This window comes from Streptomyces sp. NPDC056231, assembly GCF_048270745.1.
Classification (GTDB): domain Bacteria; phylum Actinomycetota; class Actinomycetes; order Streptomycetales; family Streptomycetaceae; genus Streptomyces.
In genome coordinates, this window is sequence record NZ_JBLVKW010000007.1 from 96,485 (window position 1) to 122,205 (window position 25,721).

19 protein-coding genes, 1 tRNA gene and 1 pseudogene are annotated in these 25,721 nt (G+C 66.9%); 15 read left to right on the top strand and 6 right to left on the bottom strand.

Going from position 1 to position 25,721, the window contains the following annotated elements; translation table 11 throughout:
* Nucleotides 1–11: 11 nt before the first annotated feature.
* From ACNPQM_RS08845 to ACNPQM_RS08860, 4 genes are all read left to right on the top strand, one after another.
* Entirely contained in the window at nt 12–1,997 is a 1,986-nt protein-coding gene (locus ACNPQM_RS08845; RefSeq protein WP_418083556.1) for an Ig-like domain repeat protein, read from the top strand.
* A 69-nt stretch (nt 1,998–2,066) separates the two neighbouring features.
* A complete protein-coding gene (locus ACNPQM_RS08850) occupies nt 2,067–2,987 on the top strand; it encodes a sortase (protein ID WP_418083557.1) in 921 nt (306 codons plus the stop codon).
* 11 nt (nt 2,988–2,998) lie between these two features.
* On the top strand, nt 2,999–3,823 hold the full coding sequence (pstB, locus tag ACNPQM_RS08855; protein ID WP_418083558.1) for a phosphate ABC transporter ATP-binding protein PstB: 825 nt from the start codon (nt 2,999–3,001) through the stop codon (nt 3,821–3,823).
* Between the two features lie 1,487 nt (nt 3,824–5,310).
* On the top strand, nt 5,311–6,210 hold the full coding sequence (locus ACNPQM_RS08860; protein WP_418083559.1) for an exonuclease domain-containing protein: 900 nt from the start codon (nt 5,311–5,313) through the stop codon (nt 6,208–6,210).
* Nucleotides 6,211–6,447: 237 nt separating this feature from the next.
* On the opposite strand, the gene ACNPQM_RS08865 is transcribed toward ACNPQM_RS08860, so the two are convergent.
* Both ACNPQM_RS08865 and ACNPQM_RS08870 read right to left on the bottom strand, forming a co-directional pair.
* The gene (locus ACNPQM_RS08865) at nt 6,448–7,422 is read right to left on the bottom strand and encodes a hypothetical protein (protein WP_418083560.1); all 975 of its coding nucleotides are present in this window, start codon (nt 7,420–7,422) and stop codon (nt 6,448–6,450) included.
* Nucleotides 7,423–7,491: 69 nt separating this feature from the next.
* Nucleotides 7,492–7,758, bottom strand: coding sequence for a transposase (locus ACNPQM_RS08870; protein WP_418083561.1), 267 nt, complete (start codon nt 7,756–7,758; stop codon nt 7,492–7,494).
* Between the two features lie 684 nt (nt 7,759–8,442).
* Here ACNPQM_RS08870 and ACNPQM_RS08875 point away from each other — a divergent pair.
* From ACNPQM_RS08875 to ACNPQM_RS08885, 3 genes and pseudogenes are all read left to right on the top strand, one after another.
* Nucleotides 8,443–8,736 (top strand): CU044_2847 family protein, encoded by a 294-nt coding sequence (locus tag ACNPQM_RS08875; protein ID WP_418083562.1) that lies wholly within the window; start codon nt 8,443–8,445, stop codon nt 8,734–8,736.
* Nucleotides 8,737–8,746: 10 nt separating this feature from the next.
* Nucleotides 8,747–9,262, top strand: a pseudogene (locus ACNPQM_RS08880) (S1 family peptidase); the annotation flags it as partial.
* Between the two features lie 9 nt (nt 9,263–9,271).
* Entirely contained in the window at nt 9,272–12,901 is a 3,630-nt protein-coding gene (locus ACNPQM_RS08885; RefSeq protein WP_418083619.1) for a WD40 repeat domain-containing protein, read from the top strand.
* Nucleotides 12,902–13,167: 266 nt separating this feature from the next.
* On the opposite strand, the gene ACNPQM_RS08890 is transcribed toward ACNPQM_RS08885, so the two are convergent.
* Complete coding sequence (locus ACNPQM_RS08890; RefSeq protein WP_418083563.1) at nt 13,168–13,758, bottom strand: HAD family hydrolase; 591 nt, start codon at nt 13,756–13,758, stop codon at nt 13,168–13,170.
* Nucleotides 13,759–13,821: 63 nt separating this feature from the next.
* Between ACNPQM_RS08890 and ACNPQM_RS08895 the strand changes: the two genes are divergently transcribed.
* Nucleotides 13,822–14,979 (top strand): tyrosine-type recombinase/integrase, encoded by a 1,158-nt coding sequence (locus tag ACNPQM_RS08895; RefSeq protein ID WP_418083564.1) that lies wholly within the window; start codon nt 13,822–13,824, stop codon nt 14,977–14,979.
* A 199-nt stretch (nt 14,980–15,178) separates the two neighbouring features.
* On the opposite strand, the gene ACNPQM_RS08900 is transcribed toward ACNPQM_RS08895, so the two are convergent.
* Nucleotides 15,179–15,251, bottom strand: a tRNA-Arg gene (locus ACNPQM_RS08900).
* 318 nt (nt 15,252–15,569) lie between these two features.
* Between ACNPQM_RS08900 and ACNPQM_RS08905 the strand changes: the two genes are divergently transcribed.
* From ACNPQM_RS08905 to ACNPQM_RS08920, 4 genes are all read left to right on the top strand, one after another.
* Nucleotides 15,570–17,222 carry a dynamin family protein gene (locus tag ACNPQM_RS08905; RefSeq protein ID WP_418083565.1) on the top strand — a complete coding sequence of 551 codons (1,653 nt, stop codon included), beginning with the start codon at nt 15,570–15,572 and terminating at the stop codon, nt 17,220–17,222.
* Nucleotides 17,219–19,153, top strand: a complete 1,935-nt coding sequence (locus tag ACNPQM_RS08910) for a GTP-binding protein (protein WP_418083566.1) — start codon at nt 17,219–17,221, stop codon at nt 19,151–19,153. Before ACNPQM_RS08905 ends, ACNPQM_RS08910 begins: the two co-directional genes overlap by 4 nt.
* Before the next feature lie 92 nt (nt 19,154–19,245).
* Nucleotides 19,246–19,806, top strand: coding sequence for a single-stranded DNA-binding protein (locus tag ACNPQM_RS08915; RefSeq protein WP_418083567.1), 561 nt, complete (start codon nt 19,246–19,248; stop codon nt 19,804–19,806).
* Between the two features lie 218 nt (nt 19,807–20,024).
* On the top strand, nt 20,025–21,467 hold the full coding sequence (locus ACNPQM_RS08920; RefSeq protein WP_418083568.1) for an LAETG motif-containing sortase-dependent surface protein: 1,443 nt from the start codon (nt 20,025–20,027) through the stop codon (nt 21,465–21,467).
* Nucleotides 21,468–21,617: 150 nt separating this feature from the next.
* Here ACNPQM_RS08920 and ACNPQM_RS08925 read toward each other — a convergent pair whose 3' ends face one another.
* Nucleotides 21,618–21,824: a hypothetical protein gene (locus tag ACNPQM_RS08925; protein ID WP_358858685.1), complete on the bottom strand. Its 207-nt coding sequence runs from the start codon at nt 21,822–21,824 to the stop codon at nt 21,618–21,620.
* Nucleotides 21,825–22,174: 350 nt separating this feature from the next.
* Nucleotides 22,175–22,693 (bottom strand): HAD domain-containing protein, encoded by a 519-nt coding sequence (locus tag ACNPQM_RS08930; protein WP_418083569.1) that lies wholly within the window; start codon nt 22,691–22,693, stop codon nt 22,175–22,177.
* A gap of 228 nt (nt 22,694–22,921) precedes the next feature.
* Between ACNPQM_RS08930 and ettA the strand changes: the two genes are divergently transcribed.
* Genes ettA through ACNPQM_RS08945 form a run of 3 tightly spaced genes read left to right on the top strand, consistent with a single transcriptional unit; the run spans nt 22,922 to nt 25,697 of the window.
* Complete coding sequence (gene ettA, locus ACNPQM_RS08935; RefSeq protein ID WP_418083570.1) at nt 22,922–24,586, top strand: energy-dependent translational throttle protein EttA; 1,665 nt, start codon at nt 22,922–22,924, stop codon at nt 24,584–24,586.
* Nucleotides 24,587–24,591: 5 nt separating this feature from the next.
* Entirely contained in the window at nt 24,592–25,014 is a 423-nt protein-coding gene (locus tag ACNPQM_RS08940; RefSeq protein ID WP_358858688.1) for an acyl-CoA thioesterase, read from the top strand.
* On the top strand, nt 25,011–25,697 hold the full coding sequence (locus tag ACNPQM_RS08945) for a hypothetical protein (RefSeq protein WP_418083571.1): 687 nt from the start codon (nt 25,011–25,013) through the stop codon (nt 25,695–25,697). Before ACNPQM_RS08940 ends, ACNPQM_RS08945 begins: the two co-directional genes overlap by 4 nt.
* The last annotated feature ends 24 nt before the right edge of the window (nt 25,698–25,721 follow it).

Here is a 25,721-nt window from a genome sequence, read left to right on the forward strand (position 1 = left end):
GGAGACCTTTCATGCGCTCTGTGCGCCTTACGGCCGTGGCCCTCGTGTCCGCCGTCATGGCCGGCGGTCTGGCTCTCGCGAGCCCGGCCCAGGCCGATCCCGATGCCCGAGCCTTCCGCAAGCTCGTCGGCGTCGGCTCCGACACCACCCAGGACGTGCTCAACGCGCTGGCGGGCGACACCGTCAACACCAAGAGCTACGCCGCCACGGCCGTGACCGCCGGCGGCGCCGGCCTCGCCTCGTACGACGCGGTCGAGCCCGGCACCGGCTCCACCACCTCCAAGATCACCACCCGTTCCGGCGGGCCGTCCTTCCTGCGCCCCAACGGCTCCGGCAACGGCCGCACCGCGCTGAGCATGTCGCTGACCGGCAGCAAGTTCCCGAACAGCGACGGCGTCGGCATCTCCGGCCAGGTGGACTTCGCCCGCTCGTCGGGCGGCCCGAGCGCGAGCGGCAACGCCCTCACCTACATCCCGATGGCCCGCGACGCGGTCGGCGTGGCCGCCCGGGGCTCCGCGCTGCAGAACCTGACGGTCGACCAGCTGCACGACATCTACAACGGCACGCTGAAGACGCTGAACGGCCTGACCGTCAAGCCGTACATCCCGCAGAACGGATCCGGCACCCGGAAGTTCTTCCTGTCGTCCATCGGGCTGAACGACAACGACGTCGCCTGGGTCCCCACCGTCCAGGAGAACCAGGCCGACGACGCCCTCACGGCCGAGGGCGCCCTGGTGCCCTTCTCCGTCGCGAGCTGGATCGCCCAGAACAACGGCGTCGCCCCGGACCACAGCTCCACCGCGGTCGCCGCCGGCGCATTCCTGGCCGGCATCCAGCTGCCCGGGGACGCCGTCCCCACTTCCCCGGTGACGAAGGTCGACGGCAAGTTCGCCCCGGTCGGCGACTACTACGACGACGCGACCTTCGGCCGCGACGTCTACAACGTCGTACCGTCCCGGGCGATCGACCCGAGCAGCGCCTTCTTCGACAAGGCGCTGTACGACATCTTCGTCACCAACGGCAGCCACGTCGCGGCGCTGGCCTCGGACACGGCCGAGGATGTCATCGACGACTTCGGCTTCATGAACGAGCCCTACAACGGCTCGATCAATCCGGCCAAGCACGCCAAGTTCGGCGGTCTCGAGGACGGCGGTGTCTCCAAGAACCTGCCCGGCACCCCGGTGCTCAAGGCCACCCCCGGCAGCGGGAGCCTGAAGCTCAGCTGGACCGCTCCGGCCGGCACCGGCCTGGCCGTCACCGACTACCGCGTGGTCATCACCGGTCCAGGCGGCTCGGTCGTGGCGAACAAGGACCTGGTCGCGGGCACCACCTCGTACACCGCGAGCGGCCTGACCGTCGGCAGCTACTCGGCCACGGTCACCGCCAACAACCTCAACGGTGCGGGCAAGGCGGCCTCCTGGACCGGCTCGGTCAAGTACGCCAGCAAGACCGTTGCCACGGTCGCCACCACCGCGTACGGCCGCACCCCGAAGCTCGCCGTCACCGTCACCGGCAGCAACTCGGTCACGCCGAGCGGCACGGTCACGGTGAAGGAAGGCAGCACCACCCGCGGCACGGGCACGCTCGACAGCCACGGCAAGGTCACCGTCCCGGTGTCCAACCACCTGTCGGTCGGCACGCACACCCTCACGGTGTCGTACGGCGGCAACAGCAAGCTCTCCTCCTCCACCGCGACCGTCAAGCTGACGGTCACCAAGGCCACGGCCTCGGTGACCACCAGCGCGCCCACCTCGGTAAGCCACACCAAGCAGGCCAAGGTCACCGTGAAGGTCACCGCCACGGGCACCACCCCGGGCGGCAAGGTGCAGATCGTCGAGGGCACCAAGGTCCTCGCCACGGGCACCCTGAGCGGCGGCAAGGTGACCATCACCCTGCCGAAGCTGAAGACGGGCAAGCACACCCTGCACGCGCACTACCAGGGCTCCTCGACGGTGAACACCAAGAACGGCGCGAACTTCACCATCAAGTCCACCTGATCCACCTGCCGGGGAGGCCGCACACCGCGGCCTCCCCGGCCCCACCCCATCCGTAGGAGGCAGGCCGCCGTGACGGTCGTCGCACCGAACCCGCCCCGTATCCGTGACCGGGGCGCCACCGTAACGCTGTCCCGCACCCGGATACCCACCGCTCAGCACCTTGCCCGGGGCGCCCTGCTCACTCTTGCCGCGGTACTGCTGGGACTGACCACGCAGCTGCTGGTCGTCAGCCATGCGCAGCACCGCGCAGCCCAGCAGGGAGCGTTCGACGAGCTGCGCGCGAATCTCGCGCTCGGCACCGCGCCCGTCGCCCAGACGGACCCGCAGGGCAGGCTGCTCGCCCCCGGCACTCCGGTCGCCCTCCTCAGCATCCCGTCCCTGCAGGTGCGCGAGGTCGTCATGGAGGGCACCGATTCCCGTGTGCTCACCGACGGCCCCGGCCACCGCCGCGACACCCCGATGCCCGGCCAGGCCGGCACGAGCGTTCTGCTCGGCCGCGCCGCTGCTTACGGCGGTCCCTTCGGACGGCTGTCGGAGCTGAAGAGCGGCGCCGCCTTCACGGTCACCACCGGCCAGGGCAAGGTCTCCTACCGCGTCATGGACGTCCGCAGGGCCGGGGACCCGGCGCCCGCGCCCGTCGCCGCGGGCAAGGGCCGCCTCGTCCTTGTGACCGCCACCGGTCCGGCCTACCTCCCGGCCGGCATCCTGCGCGTCGACGCCGAGCAGGTGTCCGCCACCGCCGAGACCCCGGCCGCCACCATCCAGCCCGGCACCTTGCCCGAGTCCGAGCAGCCGATGGCCGCCGGCTCCGGCGTGCCCTGGCCGCTGGTGATGTGGCTGCAGGGCCTCGCCCTCGTCTCGATCGCCGCCGTGTGGGCCTGGTACCGCTGGGGCCGCCACCAGACCTGGATCGTCTTCGCCCCCGTGACGGCCGTCCTGGGGCTCCAGGTCGCCGCCCAGGTCACCCAGCTGCTCCCCAACCTGCTCTAGAGGAAACCGCCATGACCGACACCGTCGTACTTCCCGACCCCACCGCCGTCACCGGAGCGAACCCGGCCGCGCTGGAGGCCCGCGCCGTCTCCGCCTGGTTCGGCAGCCACAAGGTGCTGGAGCGGGTCTCACTGACGATGCCCGCCGGGGAGGTCACCGCCCTCATCGGCCCGTCCGGCTGCGGCAAGTCGACCTTCCTGCGCACCCTCAACCGGATGCATGAGCTGATTCCGGCCGCCGCCATGTCCGGCGAGGTGCTCTTCGAGGGCGAGGACGTCTATTCGCCCGGCCGCCGCCTCACCGACGCCCGCCGCCGGATCGGCATGGTCTTCCAGAAGCCGAATCCCTTCCCCGCGATGAGCATCTACGACAACGTCGTCGCCGGGCTGAAGCTCACCGGCGTCCGCGCCACGCGCCGTACGAAGGACGAGCTGGTCGAGGAGTGCCTGACCCGCGCGGGCCTGTGGAAGGAGGTCCACGACCGGCTGCGCAAGCCCGGCGGTGCCCTGTCCGGAGGCCAGCAGCAGCGGCTGTGCATCGCCCGCTCGCTCGCGGTCCGGCCGCGCGTGCTGCTCATGGACGAGCCCTGCTCCGCCTTGGACCCCACCTCCACGCGGCGGGTCGAGGAGACGATCACGGAGCTGGCGGGCGAGGTGACCATCGTCATCGTCACGCACAACATGCAGCAGGCGGCCCGCGTCTCCGTGCAGTGCGCCTTCTTCCTCGCCGAGCAGGGCACACCCGGCCGGATCGTCGAGCACGGCCCCACGGAGCAGATCTTCGGCAGTCCCACCGACCAGCGCACCGCCGACTACGTCGCGGGCCGCTTCGGGTGAGGCGCGGCCCTCCGCGGTCGGCCATCTCCGCGGAGTCCAGCCTCTTCTCTCACCCGTCGCCGGCGGACTGAGTCACCGGGGGAAACGTCGACACGCGTTCGTCCCGCGCACTGTCCGGCATCGACTTCCGTAGCACGGCAGGGTCAGGGTCCGCTCGCCTAAGGGCTGTCCCGTAATCCCTGGCGGGCGCACGACGACAGCTGCGGCACCTCGCTGCGTTGTCGGAACACGCGAATACGCCCAGTATGAGGACGCCCCTCCGCCTTACCAATGCCGCGCCAGAGCCTGCCAGCTTCTGGCGCGGCACCGTCTTGCTGGGGTGGACCATTTCGAGGCGCTCACACAATGGGCGCCCGGCTCGCGACGCCTGGCACGCACGCTCGCTGCGTTGCCGAAATGCCCCAGCAGCTCCTTCTCCGAGCTCTCAGCTTCGTTCGAGCAGGGGAGGCCCCGTCCGAGGACCTTCCAGCGCCGAACAGTGTCCCCGTGCTGCCGGCCGCCTACGCCCGGTGCGTCGAGGGGTAGCTTCCTCATATCCAGGGGCGGCTCGAAGCTGCGGGGGATCCCCCTGAGCTGCCGGATGCCGGCTGACTGTTCCGGCCGAAGACCTCGGCACGTATTCGATACGGCCATCCGCGAAAACCCGGTGCCAGCCGGACAGCGCCGGACCCTCCCCACCGTGACCTGGGGCCGGTCCGGCGTTTATGCGTTCGCTACACGTCCCCCGCTACCGTGCCATGACCAGCAAGAAGGCCCTCCCGGCGGGAGGGCCTCATGGTCGTGCGCGCTGTGCGCCCCCGGCAGGACTCGAACCTGCGGCCAAGCGCTTAGAAGGGGCTGGTCTTCTGCTACATGTTTAGCCGTGTGACCTGGGGCGGAGCACCGGCCAGCTCCTCTGCAGTGGCCGACGCGCCGCGTATTCACCGGAGGGCATCGTTCCACTGGAGAGGTGCGGAGCTGCGGGGAAGCGTGCGGCAACCTGCCATCACGCAATCCCTGCTGATCTCATGAGCGATGGCTCCAGACGAGGCACGCTCCATGCCGGGCCGAGCGGATCCGTCGGAGGCGTATGGCGTCAACGGGTCGCTACTCCGGGCGCCCGCGGGGGCGGTATCGAGCTGGAAGGTCACGGAGCCAGACGGTCACGGTCCGTAGCCCCATAACGCGCGCAGCAGGCGCCTTCGTCCTTGGATCTCCTAGTGGGGTGGCCACTCCGTGCGATCCTCTACGATCAAGCCGACTGTGCTCCTCGCCATGCCCGGAGCCCGCCGCCCCAGGACAGGAACATGTTCTTCGACCCTCTCGCTCCAGAGCCTTACCTTGCTGCCTTGATCAACGCGTTGCCAGCTGAGTGGGGCGGATGCTAGACAGGGACGGAGCTGGCCGACAGCTATCAAGAAGAGCTGCGCCAGCGGGATCTTGCTCGTGATGCCCGTCCCTGGGCGGAGTTTCTCCGACCGGATGAGACAACGGGCGCTGGGGAGCGGTTGCTGCTGTCCCTTCACGATGAGCGCTACGCAGTCACCATCGGACTGCTGTCCGGCCCCGATGGCAGCTCGTCCCTGTTCATCTCATCTCCTGGCGGGCTGGCAGACGAGCGCGGGGAGTTTCTTCGGCTCCCCCACGTCAGCACGCCCGGCGAGGTAGCTCACGCTCTGTGCCGGCTGGCCCGTGCCGCGGACCGGCGCGCGGTTGAGAAGCATTTGCAGGAGGCGACAGCAGAGAGACGGCATGCCGCTAGTTCGTTTCCTGGCGAGCGCATCGTCGTTTTGGATCTGGAGACGACTGGGTTGGATCCCGATACGGACCGCATCGTGGAGGCCGCCTGGCTGCTGGCCGACCACCGCGCCCTGGCCTGGGACAGCGTCCTGATCAATCCCGGCGTGCCGATTCCCGAAGACGCCTACGACATCCACGGCATAGACGACACGATGGCCCGTAATGACGGTGTGAGCCCACGTGACGCCATCGTTGAACTGACAGGCATCCTCGCTGAGCAAATCGCCGATGGGGCCACGCTGGTGATCTTCAACCGCACCTACGACCTACCCTTGCTGGACGCGGAATGCCGCCGACACGGCCTTCCCACCCTTGCCGACCGTCTGGGTCGGCCGGTGCAAGTCGTGGACCCGATGCGGATCAGTCAGCAGACCCGATACCACAGAGGCAATCACGCTCTGTCCGACCTCGCCGACCTGTACTCTCCCGGCAACCTTGCCGCGCACAGTGCTCTCGGCGACTGCCTGGCCACCTGGGACGCCCTGGTGGGTCTGTGCCACCACTACGGCAAAATCGTCGTGCGCCTACTGTTCCAAAGGCAGGAAGTTGCCCGGCATGATGAGCCGCTCACGGTGAGGCACCTGCTCGCCTGCAGCAACGTCGGGTGAGATTCGCCTTCATCCTGCTGGCAGGTTGACCGGCTCGACGTGGTGTATGACGGCTGTCCGTTGAGGAGCCTTCGTTGTCTCAAGCATGCCTGAAAGCAGTTCAAACGCCTCGCCGTCCGCTGGGAACGTCTCCTCGACGACGTGGCGCAGTTTGCCCAGGCGCTTGATGTTCGGTATGCACTAGCGGGAGATCGAGCGGGGCTCCCCCGCGCCCCAGCCTCGCCTGCCATGAGGTCGTCACCGTTTCCTGTAGGCGCGGAGCAGCGCACTATAGTCCGGCTCGTCGTCGCCGTCGGGCTCGTCGTCGCCGTCGGGCTCGTAGTCCTCGTCTGGTTCGAACTCGTTGTAGTAGTCCTCGGGCGAAACGTCCACGTCGACGTCGCCTCCAAGGGGTACGACCAGCAGGTCAAGCTCCTCCTGCTCAAGGCGAAGGTCGCAGACGAAGCACCGAAAGATGTGGGGTGTCAGCACGACAGCCCACCTCTCTTCATCCACGGAGTTGTGACCCATCAACGAGCCCTGTGACGAGCACGCGGGACAGGCCGCTGACGCGGAGTACTCGCCGATGAACCCCGGAGTGATCACACGAGCAACGGTGGTCAGCACGAGCTCCCGATCCCTCTCGTTGATGTGCCCATACCGCTCCGCGAAGACGCGCCGGGCTCTGGCGAGCTTGCCCTCCAGCCGAACACGAGCAGCTTCCACTCCCTCGCCGAGCAGCTTGTCGTGCAGCGCCTTGTAGTCACCCCAGTAGTCGGGGCCAACCGCAAGCTCAACAAGCAGCTGATCGATCACCGCAATGCAGTTGGTGAAGACCTTGTGCACCTCTGACGGATCGTGGTATCCGCAGTGGGCAACGCCATTACGGGCATCAGCAAGCGGCCAGACCTTGGGCTTCGGGGGGATCTTGCCTTTCAAGATCTTCTGCACTCGGTCATACGCCTCACCGAGTGGGATCGTCTTGACCTGTGTCCCCCGGACCTGAAGGAGTGCGCCATGCCCCGCGGCGTAGAGCATCGAATTGAAGTCCTTGCCGTCGACTATCAGTGTCGGGTGCAGCCTGACGAGGAACGCCTTCAGTAGATGCTCGGTGGCCACTCCTGCGTGATGGACCGCCATGTCTTCCGAGGACGGTCCATCAGAGAAGGCCGCGAATGCGGCGGTCATCCACTTGCGCGAGGAACCCGCGAGCCGTTCTGCGTCCATATGCATGAGTTGGACAGTAGAGGTCGATGCCCGGCGCGGGACAGCGATTATGGAACCTAAGAACTCGTAAAAGGATCACGAGCGGGTCTTTTTGAGGCGTCTCCAGCAGATGAGGCTGCAGGCCAACGCGACCAAGGCGTGGTGGAGCTCGGGTCGTCGTTCCCAGCGGACGGCGAGGCGTTTGAACTGGTGGAGCAGGGCGAATGTCTGCTCCATGACGTAGCGGATCCTGCCCAGGTCCTTGATGTTCGGGGCGCCTCTGCGGGGGATGACCGGCAGGATCTGGCGCTTGCGCAGTGCACGGCGGACGGCCCGGGAGTCGTACGCCTTGTCGCCGAGCACGGCTGTACGAGCTCCGGGAAGCGGTCAAGACCGCTTCAGTGTGCCGACGTTGCCGCAAAGATTGCCGTCACCGCAGCTTGCAGAGAGCTTGCGTGCCGGCACGGCACGCCCGAGTTGCGCCCTCTCGCCGGAGTTCGACTCGGGCTGGTCGGGCGAGCGGATCCTCAGCGGTAATGCGGCTCAGCAGTGTGCGGGCTTCCTGGGTCCGGGGGTGGATCGGATGCAGGAATTGCTCGCAGGCGTTCAACGCCTGCCGGGCTGTAGCTTCCGCCTCGCTGCGGCGGCCCAGGCCATACAGGGCTGTGGCCGCGCCGATGTCCTGAGCCCCGCTCGCGGCGCGGACCCGGTCTGGCGTGAGCCGACGGGCCTCGGCCAAAGCTTCTTCGTGCTGGCCCTGCCCGTTCAGGCTACGCACCAGGACTCGCCAGCATCGCTCCCTTGCGCCTGTTGTGATCTGCGGAGAAACGCCGACGCTCAGGGACACGGGTCCTCGCCGTCCGCACCTCGTCCAGAAGGGACGCTTCGCCCAGAAGGGACGCTTCGTCGAGGGCACTGTCAGTGTTCTGATCTACGGTGTCGCCCATGGCTCGTTCCGGCAGAGGGTCGTTCCCGGAAGGAGCCACTAGACTGGGGCTCTGGGCTAGGGGGAGGGACCAATTGACTTCATCTCAAGTAGTCACTTACATGCTCGACGATGCCACCACCGTGCGCTTCGAGATTGAGCCGACGAGTGATTTCCAACCTGTGAGTGCTGATGGCGTGGCCGGCCATGTGCAAGAGGCGATAAGCCCTGCCGTGCAGGCCGCTCGTATTGTGATGCAGAAGGTGGCGGAGGCCAAGCCGAGCGAAGTGCAGATAAAGTTTGGGATCAAGGTAAACGGCACAACTAACTGGCTCGTAGCAAAAACTGGCGTAGATGCCAATTTTGAAGTCACGCTGACATGGAAACCTGACGGCAACAGCAGCGCCACAGCATAGGTAGCGGTACATGTCCGGGGCCGAGCGTGACGCTAGACCGCAGTCAGCCGCGTGGGTTGCAGCCATACATGCCTCAGAGGACGACTTGCGACCTCTTGGGTCAGGTTTTGTAGCTGACATCAATCGAGTCATGACTTGTGCCCATGTTGTACAACCCCTGCTAAGTAGCGGAGTAAGTCCTTGGGTGGCATTTCCCAAATCAGACCACATGGGCCCCCGCAGAGTCCAAGTTCGTGAGATCGTAACCCCACCACAACCACAGATTCAAGATGTTGCCATCCTGTATCTGGAAGAGCCCCTCCCTGACGATACACCCGCCAGATTGAGATGCCCTAGCGCCAACGATTTGATTGGCGGGGAATGGTGGTCTTTTGGATTTCCCGATGGACAGTGGATAGGGAATTCATCCAGCGGATTGATCGGCGAGGAGCTGAGTTACGGGTGGGTGCGCCTGGATACAGACTCTCGTTACCCCGTCCGTCCCGGTTATAGTGGCGCAGCCCTTTGGTCGCCAAATTACAATGCGGTAGTCGGCATGGTGGGACAAGCAAGCGGCGTAAGCGGTGACGCCTGCGCTATCTCACTTGCCCAGGTGGATCGATGCCTTCCCGACCAAAAACTTCGAATCCTCAGCGAATGGTCTGTTGAAGCAGCGGGTGAGGCGGCACTTGCAGCCTGGGGTTGGAAGCTCGAAGAAGATCCTGAAGCAGGCAGACACTGGAAGCCGCGCGCACGCGGCGTCACTGTAGACACCGAACGAGGTTACCGATTCCGCGGTCGAACTACCGCGCTTACAAAGATAATTCAGTGGATCGGTGGGCGGTATGAGCGGCGAGCCCTCGTAGTTACTGGTTCGCCCGGTGTCGGAAAGTCAGCTGTGCTAGGCCGCATAGTCACGACAGCAGATGCAGCGATAGCCGCGTCTCTACCGCCTGAGGACGACGGCATACGGGCCCCTATTGGCTCAGTAGCATGCGCTGTCCACGCCAAGGGAAAAACTGCCTTGGACGTAGCATGTGAGATCGCGCGAGCCGCTTCGGCTACTTTGCCAGCTCAAATAGATGATCTTCCCGCTGCGCTACATAGCGCACTTGTTTCGCGTCCCGTCAAGGGATTTACCGTCGTCATCGACGCGCTGGATGAAACTGTAAGCGCCGAGCAGGCGCGTCTTACAGTTACCAGAATCGTGCTTCCCCTTGTGGAAACCTGCTCCGATGTTGGCGTTCGCGTGCTCGTTGCGACTCGACCACGCGACGACGAAGGCAACTTGTTGGATGTCTTCGGGCCCGCTGCAGAAGTCATTAACCTTGATAGTTCAGAGTTCTTCGAAGAAACAGATCTTGCCGCCTACGCGGAGGCTACGCTACGCCTCCTGGGAGATGAGAGACCAGGCAATCCATACCTGGACCACAAGGTAGCAAGTCCTATTGCTCGTAGAATCGCTGAACTTTCTGAGAGAAACTTCCTCGTAGCGGGTTTGGTCGCTCGCACCCATGGTTTGTATGATGACGTTGCGATCAGGCCTGAGGATGTATCTTTTACACCGACGGTCGAAGCGGCTTTGAGGAATTACTTGCAAAGGCTTCCCGATGTTGGAAGCGTCAAGGCAGAGGTTGCACTTTCAGCACTCGCTTACGCTGAAGCCCCCGGGTTCCCTATCGATCTCTGGAAAACGGCAGTAGCGGCTATATCGGGTATTGACCTAAGCGTCGCTGAGGTCAAGAATTTTGCTCGCTCGTCTGCCGCTAATTTCTTGATCGAAACTAGCAGTATTGATGAGGTGAGCCAATATCGCCTCTTCCATCAAGCATTGAATGATGCCTTGATTGCAGGCCGCCGCGATGGGTCATCAAGGAAAGAGGATGAGCGCGCCATCGCCAGGTCGTTTATCGCGGAAGGGCGATCTCTGCGTTGGCAGAATTGTTCACCTTACATGTTCAAGTCTCTCCCCAATCATGCTCACCGCGGCGGGATTCTGGATGAGATACTTGTTGATAACGAATACCTACTGCGCTGTGATCTACCGAGAATCATTCCCCTAGCAGATGATGGAGCGAGTGAGGCCACTCGCCACCGTGCCCAATTGCTCAGGAAAGTCCCTCAGGCAATTGGCGCGACTCCCGAGGAGCGAGTTTCGCTATTCAGCGTTTCCGAATTGCAGGAGCGTCTGGGAAGTAACTTTAAGGAGTACCCAGCACACACTCCCTACAGGGCCGAGTGGACCACGGTGACGCCTAGATCAGAGGAGGTTACGCTCGAGGGTCACACTGGCGGCGTTGGAGCATTGTGCGCCGTGAAGGCTGGAGGGCGCCAGCTACTAGCGAGCGGTAGTGAGAACGGAAACCTGCGTCTATCTGACCCTTCGAGTGGAGAAACAGTCAGAGTGCTGGAGGGCCACGCCGGCACAGTGATCGCGCTCTGCAGCATCCAGACCGGAGGCCGGACCCTGCTGGCAAGCATCACGGCGGATTCCACTACCTCTGCGACTCGAAGGGCAAACGAGGTATGGCTGTGGGATCCGACAACTGGCATTAAGATTCGCGCACTCAACAACGACTCAAAAGAGGCTGCCGACACAGACGCGTTTGCCCTACGGAGTGTTCGTGTGGGAGGAAATGATCTCCTCGCGATGGCACACTTCAGTGGTCGTGTTTCTATCTGGGATCCACTGTCAGGACGGTGCCTCCGTACGGTTTCGTCTGTGAACTGGGTAGAGGCGATATGCACCGCGACATTGGAGAGTCGCGAATTCCTAATCTGCTCAGAAGCAGGAGATATAAGCATAGTTGACCCGCGATCCGGGGGAATTGTCCGGAGGTTGGGGGAGGAGGACGAGGGGGATATAAGTAAGGATTACTACACCGGCGAACAAGAAATAAATTCAATATGTCAAGTCGTCGTTGGTGGTATCCCCTGTGTTGCTAGTGCTTCAACCATGGGCGTTACGCTAAGGCGTCTAGACAGTGGCAGAGCAACGCTAACAATCGAAGCTCCAGATGAGGCTATTCGAGGGGTCTGCGTCGTAAACGATGGGGAAACTGATCTACTAGCAGGATTTTGCAACGAGGTCATCCTCCTCTGGTGTCCTCAAACTGGACGAGTGGTTCGTCGTCTCAAGGGACACACCGAGGATGTCCTTGCTATCTGCAGTGTTCAAGTCGGCCGACGTGCCATGTTGGCGAGTAGCGGGGTCGATAACTCGGTTCGGCTCTGGGACCCGAATGCAGCCATAGGTCATACACTGTCTGAGCTTACGCACGGGGTCCACACAGTGCAGAGCTTCTCGCTTCAGTCGCGCCCTTCGGTCTTGTCTTGTGATTACAACGGTGCGGTCCGTCTGTTGAGTGTAAAGTCGGGAAAGACGGTGCGTCTGATCCGGCGTGGCCCGCAGGGCGTCGGGTCTGTGCTCTCTTCCCAAGTTGCTGGTAAACAAGTGGTACTGACGGGTGGGTTGGACGGGACCATTCGAATGCGTGAACCACTTGCACTGGATGAGTTCGTACCGATTTTTCAATCGCATACGGCACCGGTCGTTGCCATGTGTCGCGTCAATGTTTTCGACTGGTCCCTCATCGCGAGCGCCGATCGGAGTGGGCTCATCTGTGTCTGGGACCCGATTTCCGGTGAGTGCGTATTGCGCATTGAAGATTGGTACAGCGCTGCCTACGATGTGTGCGGCCTGCCAAGCGGAGGTGACACGCTCATTGCTTGCGCGGGTGAAAATTGGACTGGAGGTTCACTTGCGATAATGAACCCAGTAACGGGCGAGGTTGTTCGCAAACTCTGTGATCAACCAGACTGGGTGTTATGCGTCGAGGGATTTGAGGTCAACGGCAGCAATTTTTTGGTCACCGGGGGTAGGGATACCCTGGTTCGGATATGGGATCCATTGAGTGGTAATCCTATTGCAACCTTGGAAGGACATACTGACTGGGTCACCTCTGTTGCGCTATTCCGCTCTCGGGGTGCGACCATTTTGGTGAGTGGAGGCGACGATAGAACAGTGCGACTCTGGGACCCAGTTGAGCACAGGCGGTTGATGGAGATCCCCGTTTATCATCCCGTCACGTCCATTTCCCAAGTGGGGCGATCTCTTGTCGTGGGGTCCAGCGCCGGCATTCTCTCCTTGTCGATTGATATGCAATTGCATGAATTGCGGCGATAATCGCAGTTCTGCGGGCAGACGTGCGGCGGAGGGCTCCCCTTAACCCCCTTCACCTGCGGCCTCTCCATCGCTAGATACCCCTAGGGCACGCCGGGGGGATGGGGCTCCGAGAACAGTCGCAGGATTTTAATGGAGTAGAGAAACTTTTACCGCGCTCGCACAGCGACGACTTTCAAGACAGGTCGGCGTGTAGGGGCTATTCGGGGCCTGACCTGCGCATTTCCGGGATCCGGCGCGGTGTGCGGCGTACCTGGCCCACAGGCCCGTCAGAGCTCCGACTCTGCAAAAGCACGGGCAACGCTGTTCATGTCGACGACGACCACGTCCGCGCCGGCCTCGGCGAGGGCGACCGCCTTCGTCGGCTTGTTGGCGAAGCCGACGCTTCGCGCCGACGCTGCGCGGGACGCCTCGATGTCGGTCACGGAGTCGCCAATGAGGACCGTCCGCTCAGGGGGCACACCAAGACGCGAGGCCACTTCGAGCAGGGGGTGTGGTGACGGCTTCATGAGGTCCGGCCGCAGAACCGGGCGACCGACCACCTCATCAACGACGCTCAGGATCCGGTTCAACGAGAGGTAAGCCCGCACGCACTCGGCAGAGTTGTTGCTCACGACCGCCACGCGCCGACCCGACTCGCGCGCGGCCTTTATGCTCTCGACGGCCCCGTCGGTCGGCGGCCCGGCGACGCTGACCGGCTTGATCTCCGCCTCTGTGAGCGCCGCTTCGACGACAGCAAGGGCCGCCTCCCCACCCCCCACCGAAAGGCGGTGGACCTCCATCGGGTCGTCCGTGGCGCGCGCTGCACCTTCGAGCGCCGGGGTAAGCCCGACGAGCATCTCCGCGAGTTCGTGGGCCACACCGGGGGCGGGGAGCCCCCGGAAGACGTGACAGATGGGGCCGTCGAAGTCGAAGCTACTGCCGTGAACTGGTACGACTTCGCTGTCCAGTTCGCCGACGTCCAATGGGACCGGACGGCCGGCAACAGCCGGAAGAACACGTCCAAGGCGCTGACGGCAACCACCATCGCTCTGCTGCGAACGCCATCAACAGGCTTTCGGCCTGTCGACGTGCGCACGGCACTCCGTGAGTTCGCCTTCAACACCAAGCGGCGCGAGGAGGCGCCGCCGGAGGTATTGGCCATCCTCAAGTGGGTGGAACGGAACACACTGTCCATGGCGGCCTGGGAGGACCCGGCCAAGGTCGATGGAGTGCTGCGCGCGTTCGATATTCGGCTGGACGGCACACGCGCTGCCGCCAGCTCCGTCAAGCGCAACCGGCGCGTTCTCAACGTCGCCATGGAGCACGCCGTGAAGCGCAAGGTCCTGAGGACGAACCCCCTGCCGAAGGGCAGGGGAACCGCGCCGAGGACATCGTCTGCGGTGGACAAGCGGGCACTCCTGAATACCGGCCAGGCCGCCCGGCTGCTGGGGTGGGTACGCAGCCGTCCCCGCGGTGGTCCCCGACTGCATGCAATCTTTGCGCTGCTCTACTACGCCGGTCCGCGCCCCGAAGAGGCAGTGGCGATGCGCGTGAGGGACGTTCGGCTGCCCGACCCAGACTCTGCGGACCAGTGGTGCGAGCTGCTTTTTCACACAGCTCAGCCGGAGGTCGGCAAGAACTGGACCGACACCGGGGCCATCCACGAGGAGCGGGGATTGAAGGGGCGAGCCGCGGACGACACCCGCGTCGTCCCCGGGCATCCGTCGCTCACGCGGATTCTGCGCGAGCACATCAAAGCCGAGGAACTGAAGCCGAGCGACCTGCTGTTCCAGGGGGAGAAGGGCGAGCTGCTCGCAGGCTCCGTCATTCGCCGGGCCTGGCGATCCGCTCGTGCGAAGGTCCTCACCCCTGATGAGTTCGCCTCACCCCTGGGCAAGCGGGTGTACGACCTGCGGCACACGCGGCTGACGAAGTGGCTCAACGACGGCATTCCGTCGGCACAGGTCGCGGAGTGGGCGGGGAACAGCGTGCCGGTCCTGCTGGCCATCTACGCCCGCTGCGTGTCCGGTCAGCTCTCCGAACTCAAGAAGCGGATGGAAGCCGGGGAAGACCTCCCCGACCTGCCTGACGAGGGCTGATGGGGGCGCGGAGACCTTCTCCGTGCATTCTCCGTAGCCACCCGTAGAAACCCGGTGGCAACCGGACAGCGCCGGACCCTCCCCACCTTGACTGGGGGTCGGTCCGGCGCTTATGCGTTCTCTACGCCGCCCTCGCTACGGTGCGGTGACCTGCCAAAAAGGCCCTCCCGAGGGAGGGCCTGATGTCGTACGGGCAAAGTGCCCCCGGCAGGACTCGAACCTGCGGCCAAGCGCTTAGAAGGCGCCTGCTCTATCCACTGAGCTACGGGGGCCGGGTGGTGGCCTCGGTGGCCTGGAGCCCTGGGGCCGGACCGGTCCGTGACCTTGCCGGGACAAGGATAGGGCTCCGTTCGCCTTGACCCGGTTGCATCACCTGCGTGGCACGATGTGTAGGTTCGGTGAAGCGAACCGATAATCGCAGGTAGGCGCCGCTCGCGCATCGCTTTTGACGCCTCGCGCCCCGGGTGTTGTGCACTCGTTATGCCTGCGTCCCACTCGCCCCCTCTGTCCCGGCGGCGCCATCGGCGCGCAGAGGTGGCTATACGCTTCAAAAAGGCGCCAAAATTGGGCATTCTTCGCATGTGGTGACCATGGACGTACGGCCTCAGCTCATCGACGCACTTTCCGCCCTGCGCGACCGTGTCGCCGCCGTGCGTCTCCCACTCCCGCTCCCCGGGGTGACACGTGCCCGGCAAACCAGGGTCGAGCTGCTCGCACAGCTCGACGACTACCTGCTTCCCCGGCTCAAGGATCCCGAAGCGCCCGTGCTCGCGGTCATCGGCGGATCCACCGGCGCCGGGAAGTCGACGCTCGTCAATTCGCTCGTGGGGCGGCAGGTCAGTGAGGCCGGGGTGCTGAGGCCAACCACCCGGATCCCCGTCCTTGTCTGCCATCCGGATGACCATCACTGGTTCGCCGGGGGCAGGGTGCTGCCGCAGCTGACCCGGGTCTGGCTGCCGCCGGGGGAGTCCATGGACCCCGGCCTCTGCGACGAGCTCGACGGGCTCCACGACGGGGCGGAGGAGGACGGGACCACACTGCGGGTCGAGACCGCCGCGAGTCTGCCGCGTGGGCTCGCGCTGCTCGACGCCCCCGACATCGACTCGCTCGTCGTACGGAACCGGGTGCTGGCCGCCGAACTCATCTGTGCCGCCGACGTCTGGGTCATGGTGACCACCGCCTCCCGGTACGCCGACGCGGTGCCGTGGCATCTGCTGCGTACCGCGAAGGAGTACGACGCCTCGCTCGTCACCGTGCTCGACCGGGTGCCGCACCAGGTGATCGACGAGGTCTCGCGGCAGTACGGGGCGCTCCTCACCAAGGCGGGACTCGGTGAGGTGCCGCGGTTCACCATCCCGGAACTGCCCGAGTCGGCGGGCGGCGGCAGCGGGCTGCTGCCCACCACCGCGGTTGCCCCCCTGCGCGCCTGGCTCAGCCACCGTGTACAGGATCCGGCGGCCCGCCAGCAGGCGGTGGGGCGTACGGCGGCCGGGGTCATCGACTCGATGGACGTGCGGATGCCGGAGCTGGCCGGCGCCGTCGCCGCACAGCACGCCGCGGCCGTGCGGCTCACCGGTGTGGTCGAGGACGCCTACCAGAAGGAGAGTGCACGGGTCCGGCGGCGGGTGGAGAGCGGTGGCGTGCTCTCCGGGGACGCCCGTACCCGATGGCGCGGATACCCGCACTTCAGCACATCCGAGGAACTTCTCGAAGCGCTGGTGGACAGCCTCGCCGCGCTGCTGCAGTGCGCTGCGGCCGCCGCGGACGAGCAGATCCGTACCGCCTGGCAGCGCGAACCAGCAGCCGGTGTGTTCGGGTTCGGGGACTCGGGCCGGGAAGCCGGGGGATGGGGGCCCGCCGAGGACGTCCGGGGCCGGATCGCCATGGCCGCACGGCGGTGGCGGCGGGTCCTGGAGGAGCTGGCCGAGGAAGAGGTGCGCCGACTGGAACGCAGCGCCGCACCCGACGCCGAGACGGTGGCCGCGCTGCTGGCCGCCGCGCTGCTCGGCGGCCGTCGCGCCCGCAGCGCCGGGGAGCAGCTCGCCGAACGTATCGGAGCCCAGGGCGCGCTGCGGCTGCGCGACAAGGGCGGGGCCCTGCTGACCAGCTGTCTCGACCGGGTGCTGGGCAGCGAGCGCGACCGGCGGCTGGCGCCGCTCGACGCGCTCGACGTGGCCCCGGAGCCGCAGGCCGAACTGATTGCCGCGCTGTCCGTACTGCAGAAGGAGAGGGGGCAGCATTGACTGCCGTCACTGACCAGGATCACGGCCAGGAACAGGGCGAGGCCGGTGGTGTCGTCGTATGCCAGGGCCGGCACGTCACCGCGTCCGAGGGCCGGTGGGACGACGGGCTCATCGCCCGGCGCGCAGCGGCCCTCGCCATGGACCCCGAGGACCCCGAGCCCGAGGCCGTCCCCGACGACGTACGTCCTCAGGTCGAGGCGTACGTAGCCTCCGGCGGCCCGCTCCGGCCGCGGCTCGACGCGCTGCGCGAACTCGTCGGGCTGTCCCGGGCCCGCCTCGACGGGACCACGCTCGCCGAGGCGGGGCGCGTACTCGACGAGGCCGCCGCACGACAGCGGCTCTCCTCACGGCACACCGTCGTCGCCATCGCCGGGGCGTCCGGCAGCGGCAAATCGACGCTCTTCAACTCCCTGGCGGGTGCACAGATCTCCGAGACCGGGCTGCGGCGGCCGACCACCGCCGCACCCCTTGCCTGCTCCTGGACCGACGGCGCCGCCGGACTGCTCGACCGGCTGGCCATCCCGGGACGCCTCAGGCGCAGGCCGCAGCAGGGCGGTACGGAGGCGGACGAGGCGCTCCAGGGGCTTGTCCTCGTCGATCTGCCCGACCACGACTCGGCAGCGGCCGGGCACCGCGAGCAGGTCGACCGGGTGCTGGCCCTGGTCGACGCGGTGATCTGGGTCGTCGATCCCGAGAAGTACGCGGACGCCGCCCTGCACGAGTGCTATCTGCGGCCGCTGGCCGGCCACGCGGAGGTCACGTTCGTCGTCCTCAACCAGGTGGACCGGCTGCCCGGTGACTCCGCCGACCAGGTCCTCGACGACCTGCGCAGGCTCCTCGACGAGGACGGCATGGCGCTCGGCGAACACGGCGAACCGGGCGCCACCGTCCTGTCGCTGTCCGCGCTCACCGGCGAAGGCGTCGGTGAACTGCGTGAGCTGCTCGGCCGGTTCGTGCAGGAACGCGCAGCAGCGGCGCGCCGGCTCTCGGCCGATGTGGACGCCGCGGCGGCGGAGCTGCGGCCGGTGTACGTCGCCGAGGGGCGGCCGGGGCTCGGGGAACGGGCCCGCGAGGAGTTCGCCGACCGGCTGGGGGAGGCGGTGGGCGCGGCCGCGGCCGGTGAGGCCGCCGAACGTGAGTGGCGCAGGAACGCCGGACGCGCCTGCGGGACGCCGTGGCTGCGGCTGTGGCGGTGGTACGAGTCCACCCGGCGGCCGGGAAGTCCGGACCGGGCGGCGGCCATGCCGGCGCCCGCGGAGGAACAGCTGACCGCCCGACAACGCGTTGAGCAGGCGGTACGGACGGTGGCGGACGCCGCCGCGGACGGGCTGCCGGGTCCCTGGGCGCAGGCGGTCCGCGAGGCCGCGGTGCAGGGGGCGACGGGGCTGCCGGAGGCGCTGGACGATCTGGTCGGGAAGGCCGGAACGGTGGGGCCCGGGCGGGCCAGGGGCGCGGGCGACGACGCGGGGCGCGGTACCGCGGCCGCAGTCGGCGGTGGGGGCGTGGTGGCCACCGGTGTGGCCGGTGCATCGGGTGTGGCGCACAGCGGGCGGGTGGGAGGCAAGCCGCCGAGGCCCGCGTGGTGGCCCGCCGCCGTGCTGGCGCAGGCGTCCATGACGCTGCTGCAGATCTTCGGCGGGCTCTGGCTGGTCGGCCAGATCATCGGCGTGATCGAACCGGGACTGCTCACGCCCGCGCTGGTGATGCTGGCGGGCGTGATCGGCGGTCCACTGGTCGAGTGGTCGTGTGCCGCAGCAGCCCGGGGGCCCGCCCGGCGGTACGGGCAGGAGGCCGAGCGGTGTCTGCGCGAGGCGGCTGCGGCCGTCGGCCGGGCGAAGGTGCTCGATCCGGTGGCGGCCGAACTGGTGCGGTACCGGGAGGTGCGCGAGCGGTACGTGACGGTGACGGAGTTTTCCACAACCGGTCGGTAGTACACAGCCCTCAGCAGGATCCCCGCCTCCCCTTCAGCATGAGATCTGTGACCGCGCAGCAGCGGTCACGGAGCCGAAGGGGAGGCGGAGGCATGAACGAGACCGTGGTGACGCTGGTGGGCAATGCGGCGACCGGGGTGGAATTCCGGGAGACCGCGACCGGGGGAATGGCGCGATTCCGGTTCGCCGTGACGGCCCGCAGATGGGACCGGGAGAAACAGCTCTGGACGGACGGGCACACCAGCTTCTACACCGTGTGGGCGTGGCGCACACTGGCGGCGAATCTCGCGGGCTCGGTCTCCGTCGGAGAACCGCTGCTCGTGCACGGCCGGTTGAAGGTGCGCGAGGAGGAACGGGACGGACAGCGCCGGACGTTCGTGGACATCGAGGCGGTGGCGGTCGGACACGATCTGACACGGGGGACGGCGGCGTTCCGGCGGGTGCTGCGGGGTGACCCGACGCTGACGGCACGACCGGGCAGGAGGGACGGGCCGGACGGGGCGGGAGATGTGAGGGGAAGGGGGAAGGATGCCGAGCGGGGGCGGCGGCGGGCGGCAGTCGCAACGGGGGAGCCGACGGGGACACCGGTGCAGACGCCGGTGGGGATGATGATGCGTCAGGAGCCCATCCCTGAGCTGGCGTCGGCACCGTGACGCCGCTCGGGGTGGGGGAGCGGGGGGCGGCGGCGGGCGGTAAACCGTTCCGGCGATAACGATTCTGATTCGGAATGGTTGTACGACAGTATTGACGGGGGACTGTGCCTCGTCTCCTCCTTAGGATTCCCCAGTACTCATCGGGTACTTGAGTCGGCTGGCGGGGCAATCCCCACACGCGCATCAGGCGCGGAAGGCCCCGCCCGGAGGGGACATCTGTGTTTTCTGCTTCTTCAGCGACCTTTTCATCGTCCAATGCGGGGGCGAATCCGCCACGGGGCCGGGGCATTGCCCGGCTGGCCGCATCGGTGGCGGCATCCGGACTCGTCATAGCCGGGGCCCTCGTCGGCGCGGGCACTGCGATCGCCGACGAGGTGCCCCAGCACCAGGGCGGTGCCAGCGCGGTCCTGGACGGGTTGAAGACCTACGACCGGGCCGTGCTCACCACGAACGGGAAGAAGCAGGAACTGCCCGCCGGGCTCTTCGAGATGACCGTCGACGGCGGCGGCAAGCTCAAGACGTACTGCATCGACATCCATAACCCCACCCAGGACCAGGCGAAGTACCTGGAGACCCCCTGGAACCAGACGTCGCTCGGCGCCAACAAGAACGCGGGCCGGATCCGCTGGATCCTGGAGCACTCCTACCCGCAGATCGACGACCTCGCGGCGCTCGCCGAGAAGGCCGGCACCGGGCCGCTCACCGAGCGGACCGCGGCGGCGGGCACCCAGGTCGCCATCTGGCGCTACTCGGACGACGCCGATGTCGAGGCCGCCGACAAGCAGGCCGAGAAGCTCGCCGACTGGCTGGGGGAGCACGCCGAGGACGTCGCCGAGCCCAAGGCGTCCCTGGCTCTCGACTCGGCCGCGGTCTCCGGCCGGTCCGGTGAGCGGCTCGGGCCGGTCACCGTCCGCACCAACGCCGGCCAGGTCTCGGTGACCCCGCCCGCCGACTCCGCCAGCGGCGTCAAGGTCACCGACAAGAGCGGCAAGCCCGTCACCGCCGCCGCCAATGGCGCCGAGCTCTACTTCGACGTCCCGGCGCGCGCCGCCGACGGCACCGCCTCGCTGACCGTCCAGGCCACCACCTCGGTGCCGGTCGGCCGGGCCTTCGCCGGAGTGACCAAGAGCCAGACGCAGATCCTGGCCGGCTCCAGCGAGTCCACGGTCTCCGCGACCGCCACCGCGACCTGGGCCAAGAAGGGCGCGATCCCCGCGGTCACCGCGAAGAAGAACTGCGCCAAGGGTGGCGTGGACGTCACCGCGAGCAACGAGGGCGACGAGGCGTTCACCTTCGAGCTGGCCGGCATCAAGCACACCATCGAGGCCGGCGCGTCCGAGACGGTGACCGTCCCGGTCGCCGAGGACCAGGCTTACGACTTCACGATCACCGGTCCTGGCGGGTTCACCCAGACGTTCAAGGGCGTCCTGGACTGCAAGACCACCGGCAGCTCCACCGGCGGCCTCGACACCCAGACCCTCGCCCAGCCCGCCCCGGCCACGGCCGGCGGCAGCTCGGCCGGTACCGGGGGCGACCTCGCCGAGACCGGCAGCTCGAGTGCCACTCCGGTGATCGCGGGCATCGCCATCGCCCTGGTCGTCGTCGGCGGCGGCGCGGTCTTCCTCCTTCGGAAGCGGAAGACGCAGACCACCGCGGAGTAAACAAAGAGTGACGCATCGGGCCAACACCGTCACGATGCGCTGATGGCAGCCCCGGTACGCCCACGCGCACCGGGGCTGCCGCGTACCGGAAGGCACCCATGGGGCGCGGGAGCGCCCCGCGGCGCGTGGCTGCGGGGCGCCTTGTGGGGTCTAGTCGACCGCCTGGCCGTCGTGTGTACCGCCCACGCAGGGGTTGCCCGGCAAGTCGATCCGGGGCTCTCCGCCGCCCTCCCTGCACTGAGAAGGGCTGACGACGGATGGGGCACCCTGGGCGGTGGCGGTGGCGACACCTGTGAGGCCGAGTCCGGCGAGGGCTGCCGTGGCGATGACGGCGGCGAGGATTCGTCGAATGCGCATTTGGTTCCCCTTTCACGGATTGCCTCGGTCGGGGCACTAGTCAGCTTGATCTTCACCAATGTGGGTGGCACCTCATATTGCGCCATTCGGGTGACAGTGCTGTCGGGTGCGGGGTCGGTGACGTGACCCGTCGGACAGGCCCTGGAACGAGTCGGACAGGCCCTGGAACGAAGAGACCACCCCGGCCGGAAGGGGCGTTTCTTTGTTGTTCCGAGATCAGAAGGCTTCTGACATCCACGGCTGACATCAACGAGGACGGACAGCGGCACACAACGGTGCCCCTGGGTGACCGTCGGGCCGGCCGACGACAGCACCAGGGGCGGGCGTGGATCGAACTCCTCATGCGGTGCTCATCTCCGCGCAGCGGCGCGGAGCCAGTCGGTGAGCGTGGAGAAGTCGGCGTCCGTGAGCCCTTTGGTTCGGTCGACGCGATGCAGAAGCGACTGCCCAGGGTGTTGGGCAGCGACCCAGAGGCGGTCCATGGCGCTGATCTCGTCGTCGATCCAGATGAACGGCCGGCGGTCGGCCCACTCGACAAGGTGGCGGGTCTTCCAGTGCAGGCCGCGCGGGCTGTCGTCGGCGCAGGCGTCCGGCCACTCCACCACGGGCAGCTTCGGCAGTCCGAGGCGTGGGGCGACGGCCTCGTTCGCATCGTCCATCCATGTCGTAGCCCACACGAGACGGCGGCCCAGGGCCAGGAGACGCGGCCCGATCCCGGGAGCAAGCCGATCAAGCAGCGGGTTCCCCTGATCGAGAGATGCCGAGGAGCCGGAAACGGTGGCCTGCCGTGGACCGTACGACGTCCCGAACGGGATGAGTGGACCGTCGACGTCGAGGAAGAGGACGGGGCGCTCCGCTGCGCTTGTCACAGCGGCACGACAGCGCGGCGCGGAGAGGGCAATCTGGTTCCTGGGCCGTCCCTGGGCCGTCCGAGGCCCCGGGGCCGACCAACGGCGACCGACAGTGACAGACGAGCTACCGCCGCCGGCAGCGACCCCCAGGTCAGAGCCCCCCGACCGCACGGGTTTCCGCACAGGGGTGGCGGTACGGCAAGATGGGGTGTATCTGCCCACACATCGATAGCCGGACGGTTTCTCTTGGCTGAGTACATCTACACCATGCGCAAGACGCGCAAAGCGCACGGCGACAAGGTGATCCTCGATGACGTCACCCTGAACTTCCTGCCCGGCGCGAAGATCGGTGTCGTGGGCCCCAACGGCGCCGGCAAGTCCACGGTGCTGAAGATCATGGCGGGCCTGGAGCAGCCGTCCAACGGTGACGCGTTCCTGTCGCCCGGGTTCAGCGTCGGCATCCTTATGCAGGAGCCGCTGCTCGACGAGTCGAAGACGGTGCTGGAGAACGTCCAGGACGGCGCCGCCGAGATCATGGGGAAGCTCACGCGCTTCAACGAGGTCGCCGAGCTCATGGCGACGGATTACTCGGACGCGCTGATGGAGGAGATGGGCAAGCTCCAGGAGGACCTGGACCACGCCAACGCGTGGGACCTGGACGCCCAGCTGGAGCAGGCCATGGACGCCCTGGGCTGCCCGCCCGGCGACTGGCCGGTCGTCAACCTCTCCGGTGGCGAGAAGCGCCGCGTCGCGCTCTGCAAGCTGCTGATCGAGGCGCCGGACCTGCTCCTCCTCGACGAGCCCACCAACCACCTCGACGCCGAGTCGGTGAACTGGCTGGAGCAGCACCTCTCGAAGTACACGGGCGCCGTCGTCGCCGTGACGCACGACCGGTACTTCCTGAACAACGTCGCCGAGTGGATCCTCGAGCTGGACCGCGGCCGCGCGCTCCCGTACGAGGGCAACTACTCCACGTACCTCGACAAGAAGGCCACCCGCCTCAAGGTCGAGGGCCGCAAGGACGAGAAGCGCGCCAAGCGGCTCAAGGAAGAGCTGGAGTGGGTCCGCTCCAACGCCAAGGGCCGGCAGACCAAGTCCAAGGCGCGTCTCGCCCGGTACGAGGAGATGGCGGCCGAGGCGGACAAGATGCGGAAGCTGGACTTCGAGGAGATCCAGATTCCGCCGGGCCCGCGGCTCGGTTCCATCGTCGTCGAGGTCGAGAACCTCTCGAAGTCCTTCGGCGACAAGGTCCTCATCGACGACCTGTCGTTCACGCTGCCGCGCAACGGCATCGTCGGCGTCATCGGTCCGAACGGTGCGGGCAAAACCACGCTGTTCAAGATGCTCCAGGGCCTGGAGACGCCGGACTCCGGTGGCATCAAGATCGGCGAGACCGTCAAGATCTCCTACGTGGACCAGAGCCGCGCCAACATCGACCCCAAGAAGACCCTCTGGGCGGTCGTGTCGGACGAGCTCGACTACATCAACGTCGGCCAGGTCGAGATGCCGTCGCGGGCGTACGTCTCCGCGTTCGGCTTCAAGGGCCCGGACCAGCAGAAGCCGGCCGGTGTGCTCTCCGGTGGTGAGCGCAACCGCCTCAACCTGGCGCTGACGCTCAAGGAGGGCGGCAACCTGCTGCTCCTCGACGAGCCCACCAACGACCTCGACGTCGAGACCCTGTCCTCGCTCGAGAACGCCCTGCTGGAGTTCCCGGGCGCCGCTGTGGTCATCTCCCACGACCGCTGGTTCCTGGACCGCGTCGCCACGCACATCCTGGCGTACGAGGGCGACTCCAAGTGGTACTGGTTCGAGGGCAACTTCGAGTCGTACGAGAAGAACAAGGTCGACCGCCTCGGTGCGGACGCGGCCCGCCCGCACCGCGCCACGTACAAGAAGCTCACGCGAGGCTGATCGTCTTGGCTCGTCACATCTACAGCTGCCCGCTGCGCTGGTCGGACATGGATGCCTTCGGCCACGTCAACAACGTGGTCTTCCTCCGCTACCTGGAGGAGGCGCGCATCGACTTCATGTTCCGGCTGGCGCCGGGGGACGGCTCGCCGTCCTTCGCCGGCGGGTCCGTCGTGGCCCGGCACGAGATCGACTACGTGCGCCCGCTGGTCCACCGGCACGCGCCGGTGACCGTCGAGTCCTGGGTCACGAAGATAGGTGCCGCGTCCCTGACGATCTCGTACGAGATCAAGGACCCGGACCAGGTGTATGTACGGGCCTCGACCGTCGTCGTGCCGTACGACCTGGCAGCGGAGCGACCCCGGCGGATCTCCGCGGAGGAGAAGCTCTTCCTCCAGGAGTACCTGGCCGAGGAGCCCGCCGCCGTATGACGGTGTCCGTGCAGTCGCTGCACTTCGCGGATGCGAGGGAGGCGGCGGATCTCGCCGCCTTCCTCGTCCGCCTGCTGCACTACGACCGGGCGGCCGCCGTCCGGTTGCAGGCGGGCGGCGGCGCACTGGCCGTGTTCGGCCGGCCGCCGTCGTTCGAGGTCCTCGCGATCCGGACGGCGCGGCTGGCCGGCCCGGTCGACTTCGACATCACCGTGTCCGCCGGTGAACTCCTCGAATCGCTCGACGTCGAGGCGGGTGATTTCCGTGGCGGGCTGCCGGCGCCCGTCACCGGGCCGCCGTGGACGGGGCTGCTCCCGCCGCGCACCGGCTGGCAGGAACGGCCCGGACTGCCCGGCGCCGTCTCCCTGCGCACCGCCGTCACGGCCGCGGTGGCGGAGTTCCGCTCCCGCGACGAGGCGCTGCCCGAGGACCGCCGCACCAGAGCGGAACGGGACCTGATCGGCCGCGAGATCTGGTCGCGCACGGTCGGCGGTACCCCGCTTCCGCTGCGGGCCGTCCACGCCGCCCAGTCCCTCGGCTTCCTCCGCTCGGCGCCGGACTTCCCGGTCGCTCTGCTCGCGGCCGGGACCTGGCTGCGGCTGCGTACCCCGTTCGGCTCGATCGCGTTGCGTGGTCCGGGCAGCGGACTCGGCACACTCGCGGTGACGGTGGGCGCGGGCTGAGCACCGGTGGGCCGATGACACGGC

Excerpts from the sequence above, each read along its gene's own strand:
- pstB (WP_418083558.1), top strand. The coding sequence starts at position 2,999 with ATGACCGACACCGTCGTACTTCCCGACCCCACCGCCGTCACCGGAGCG.
- ACNPQM_RS08945 (WP_418083571.1), top strand. The coding sequence starts at position 25,011 with ATGACGGTGTCCGTGCAGTCGCTGCACTTCGCGGATGCGAGGGAGGCG.
- ACNPQM_RS08915 (WP_418083567.1), top strand. The coding sequence starts at position 19,246 with ATGAACGAGACCGTGGTGACGCTGGTGGGCAATGCGGCGACCGGGGTG.
- ACNPQM_RS08905 (WP_418083565.1), top strand. The coding sequence starts at position 15,570 with ATGGACGTACGGCCTCAGCTCATCGACGCACTTTCCGCCCTGCGCGAC.
- ACNPQM_RS08885 (WP_418083619.1), top strand. The coding sequence starts at position 9,272 with ATGGTGGGACAAGCAAGCGGCGTAAGCGGTGACGCCTGCGCTATCTCA.
- ACNPQM_RS08875 (WP_418083562.1), top strand. The coding sequence starts at position 8,443 with ATGCTCGACGATGCCACCACCGTGCGCTTCGAGATTGAGCCGACGAGT.
- ACNPQM_RS08845 (WP_418083556.1), top strand. The coding sequence starts at position 12 with ATGCGCTCTGTGCGCCTTACGGCCGTGGCCCTCGTGTCCGCCGTCATG.
- ACNPQM_RS08925 (WP_358858685.1), bottom strand. The coding sequence starts at position 21,824 with ATGCGCATTCGACGAATCCTCGCCGCCGTCATCGCCACGGCAGCCCTC.
- ACNPQM_RS08865 (WP_418083560.1), bottom strand. The coding sequence starts at position 7,422 with ATGCATATGGACGCAGAACGGCTCGCGGGTTCCTCGCGCAAGTGGATG.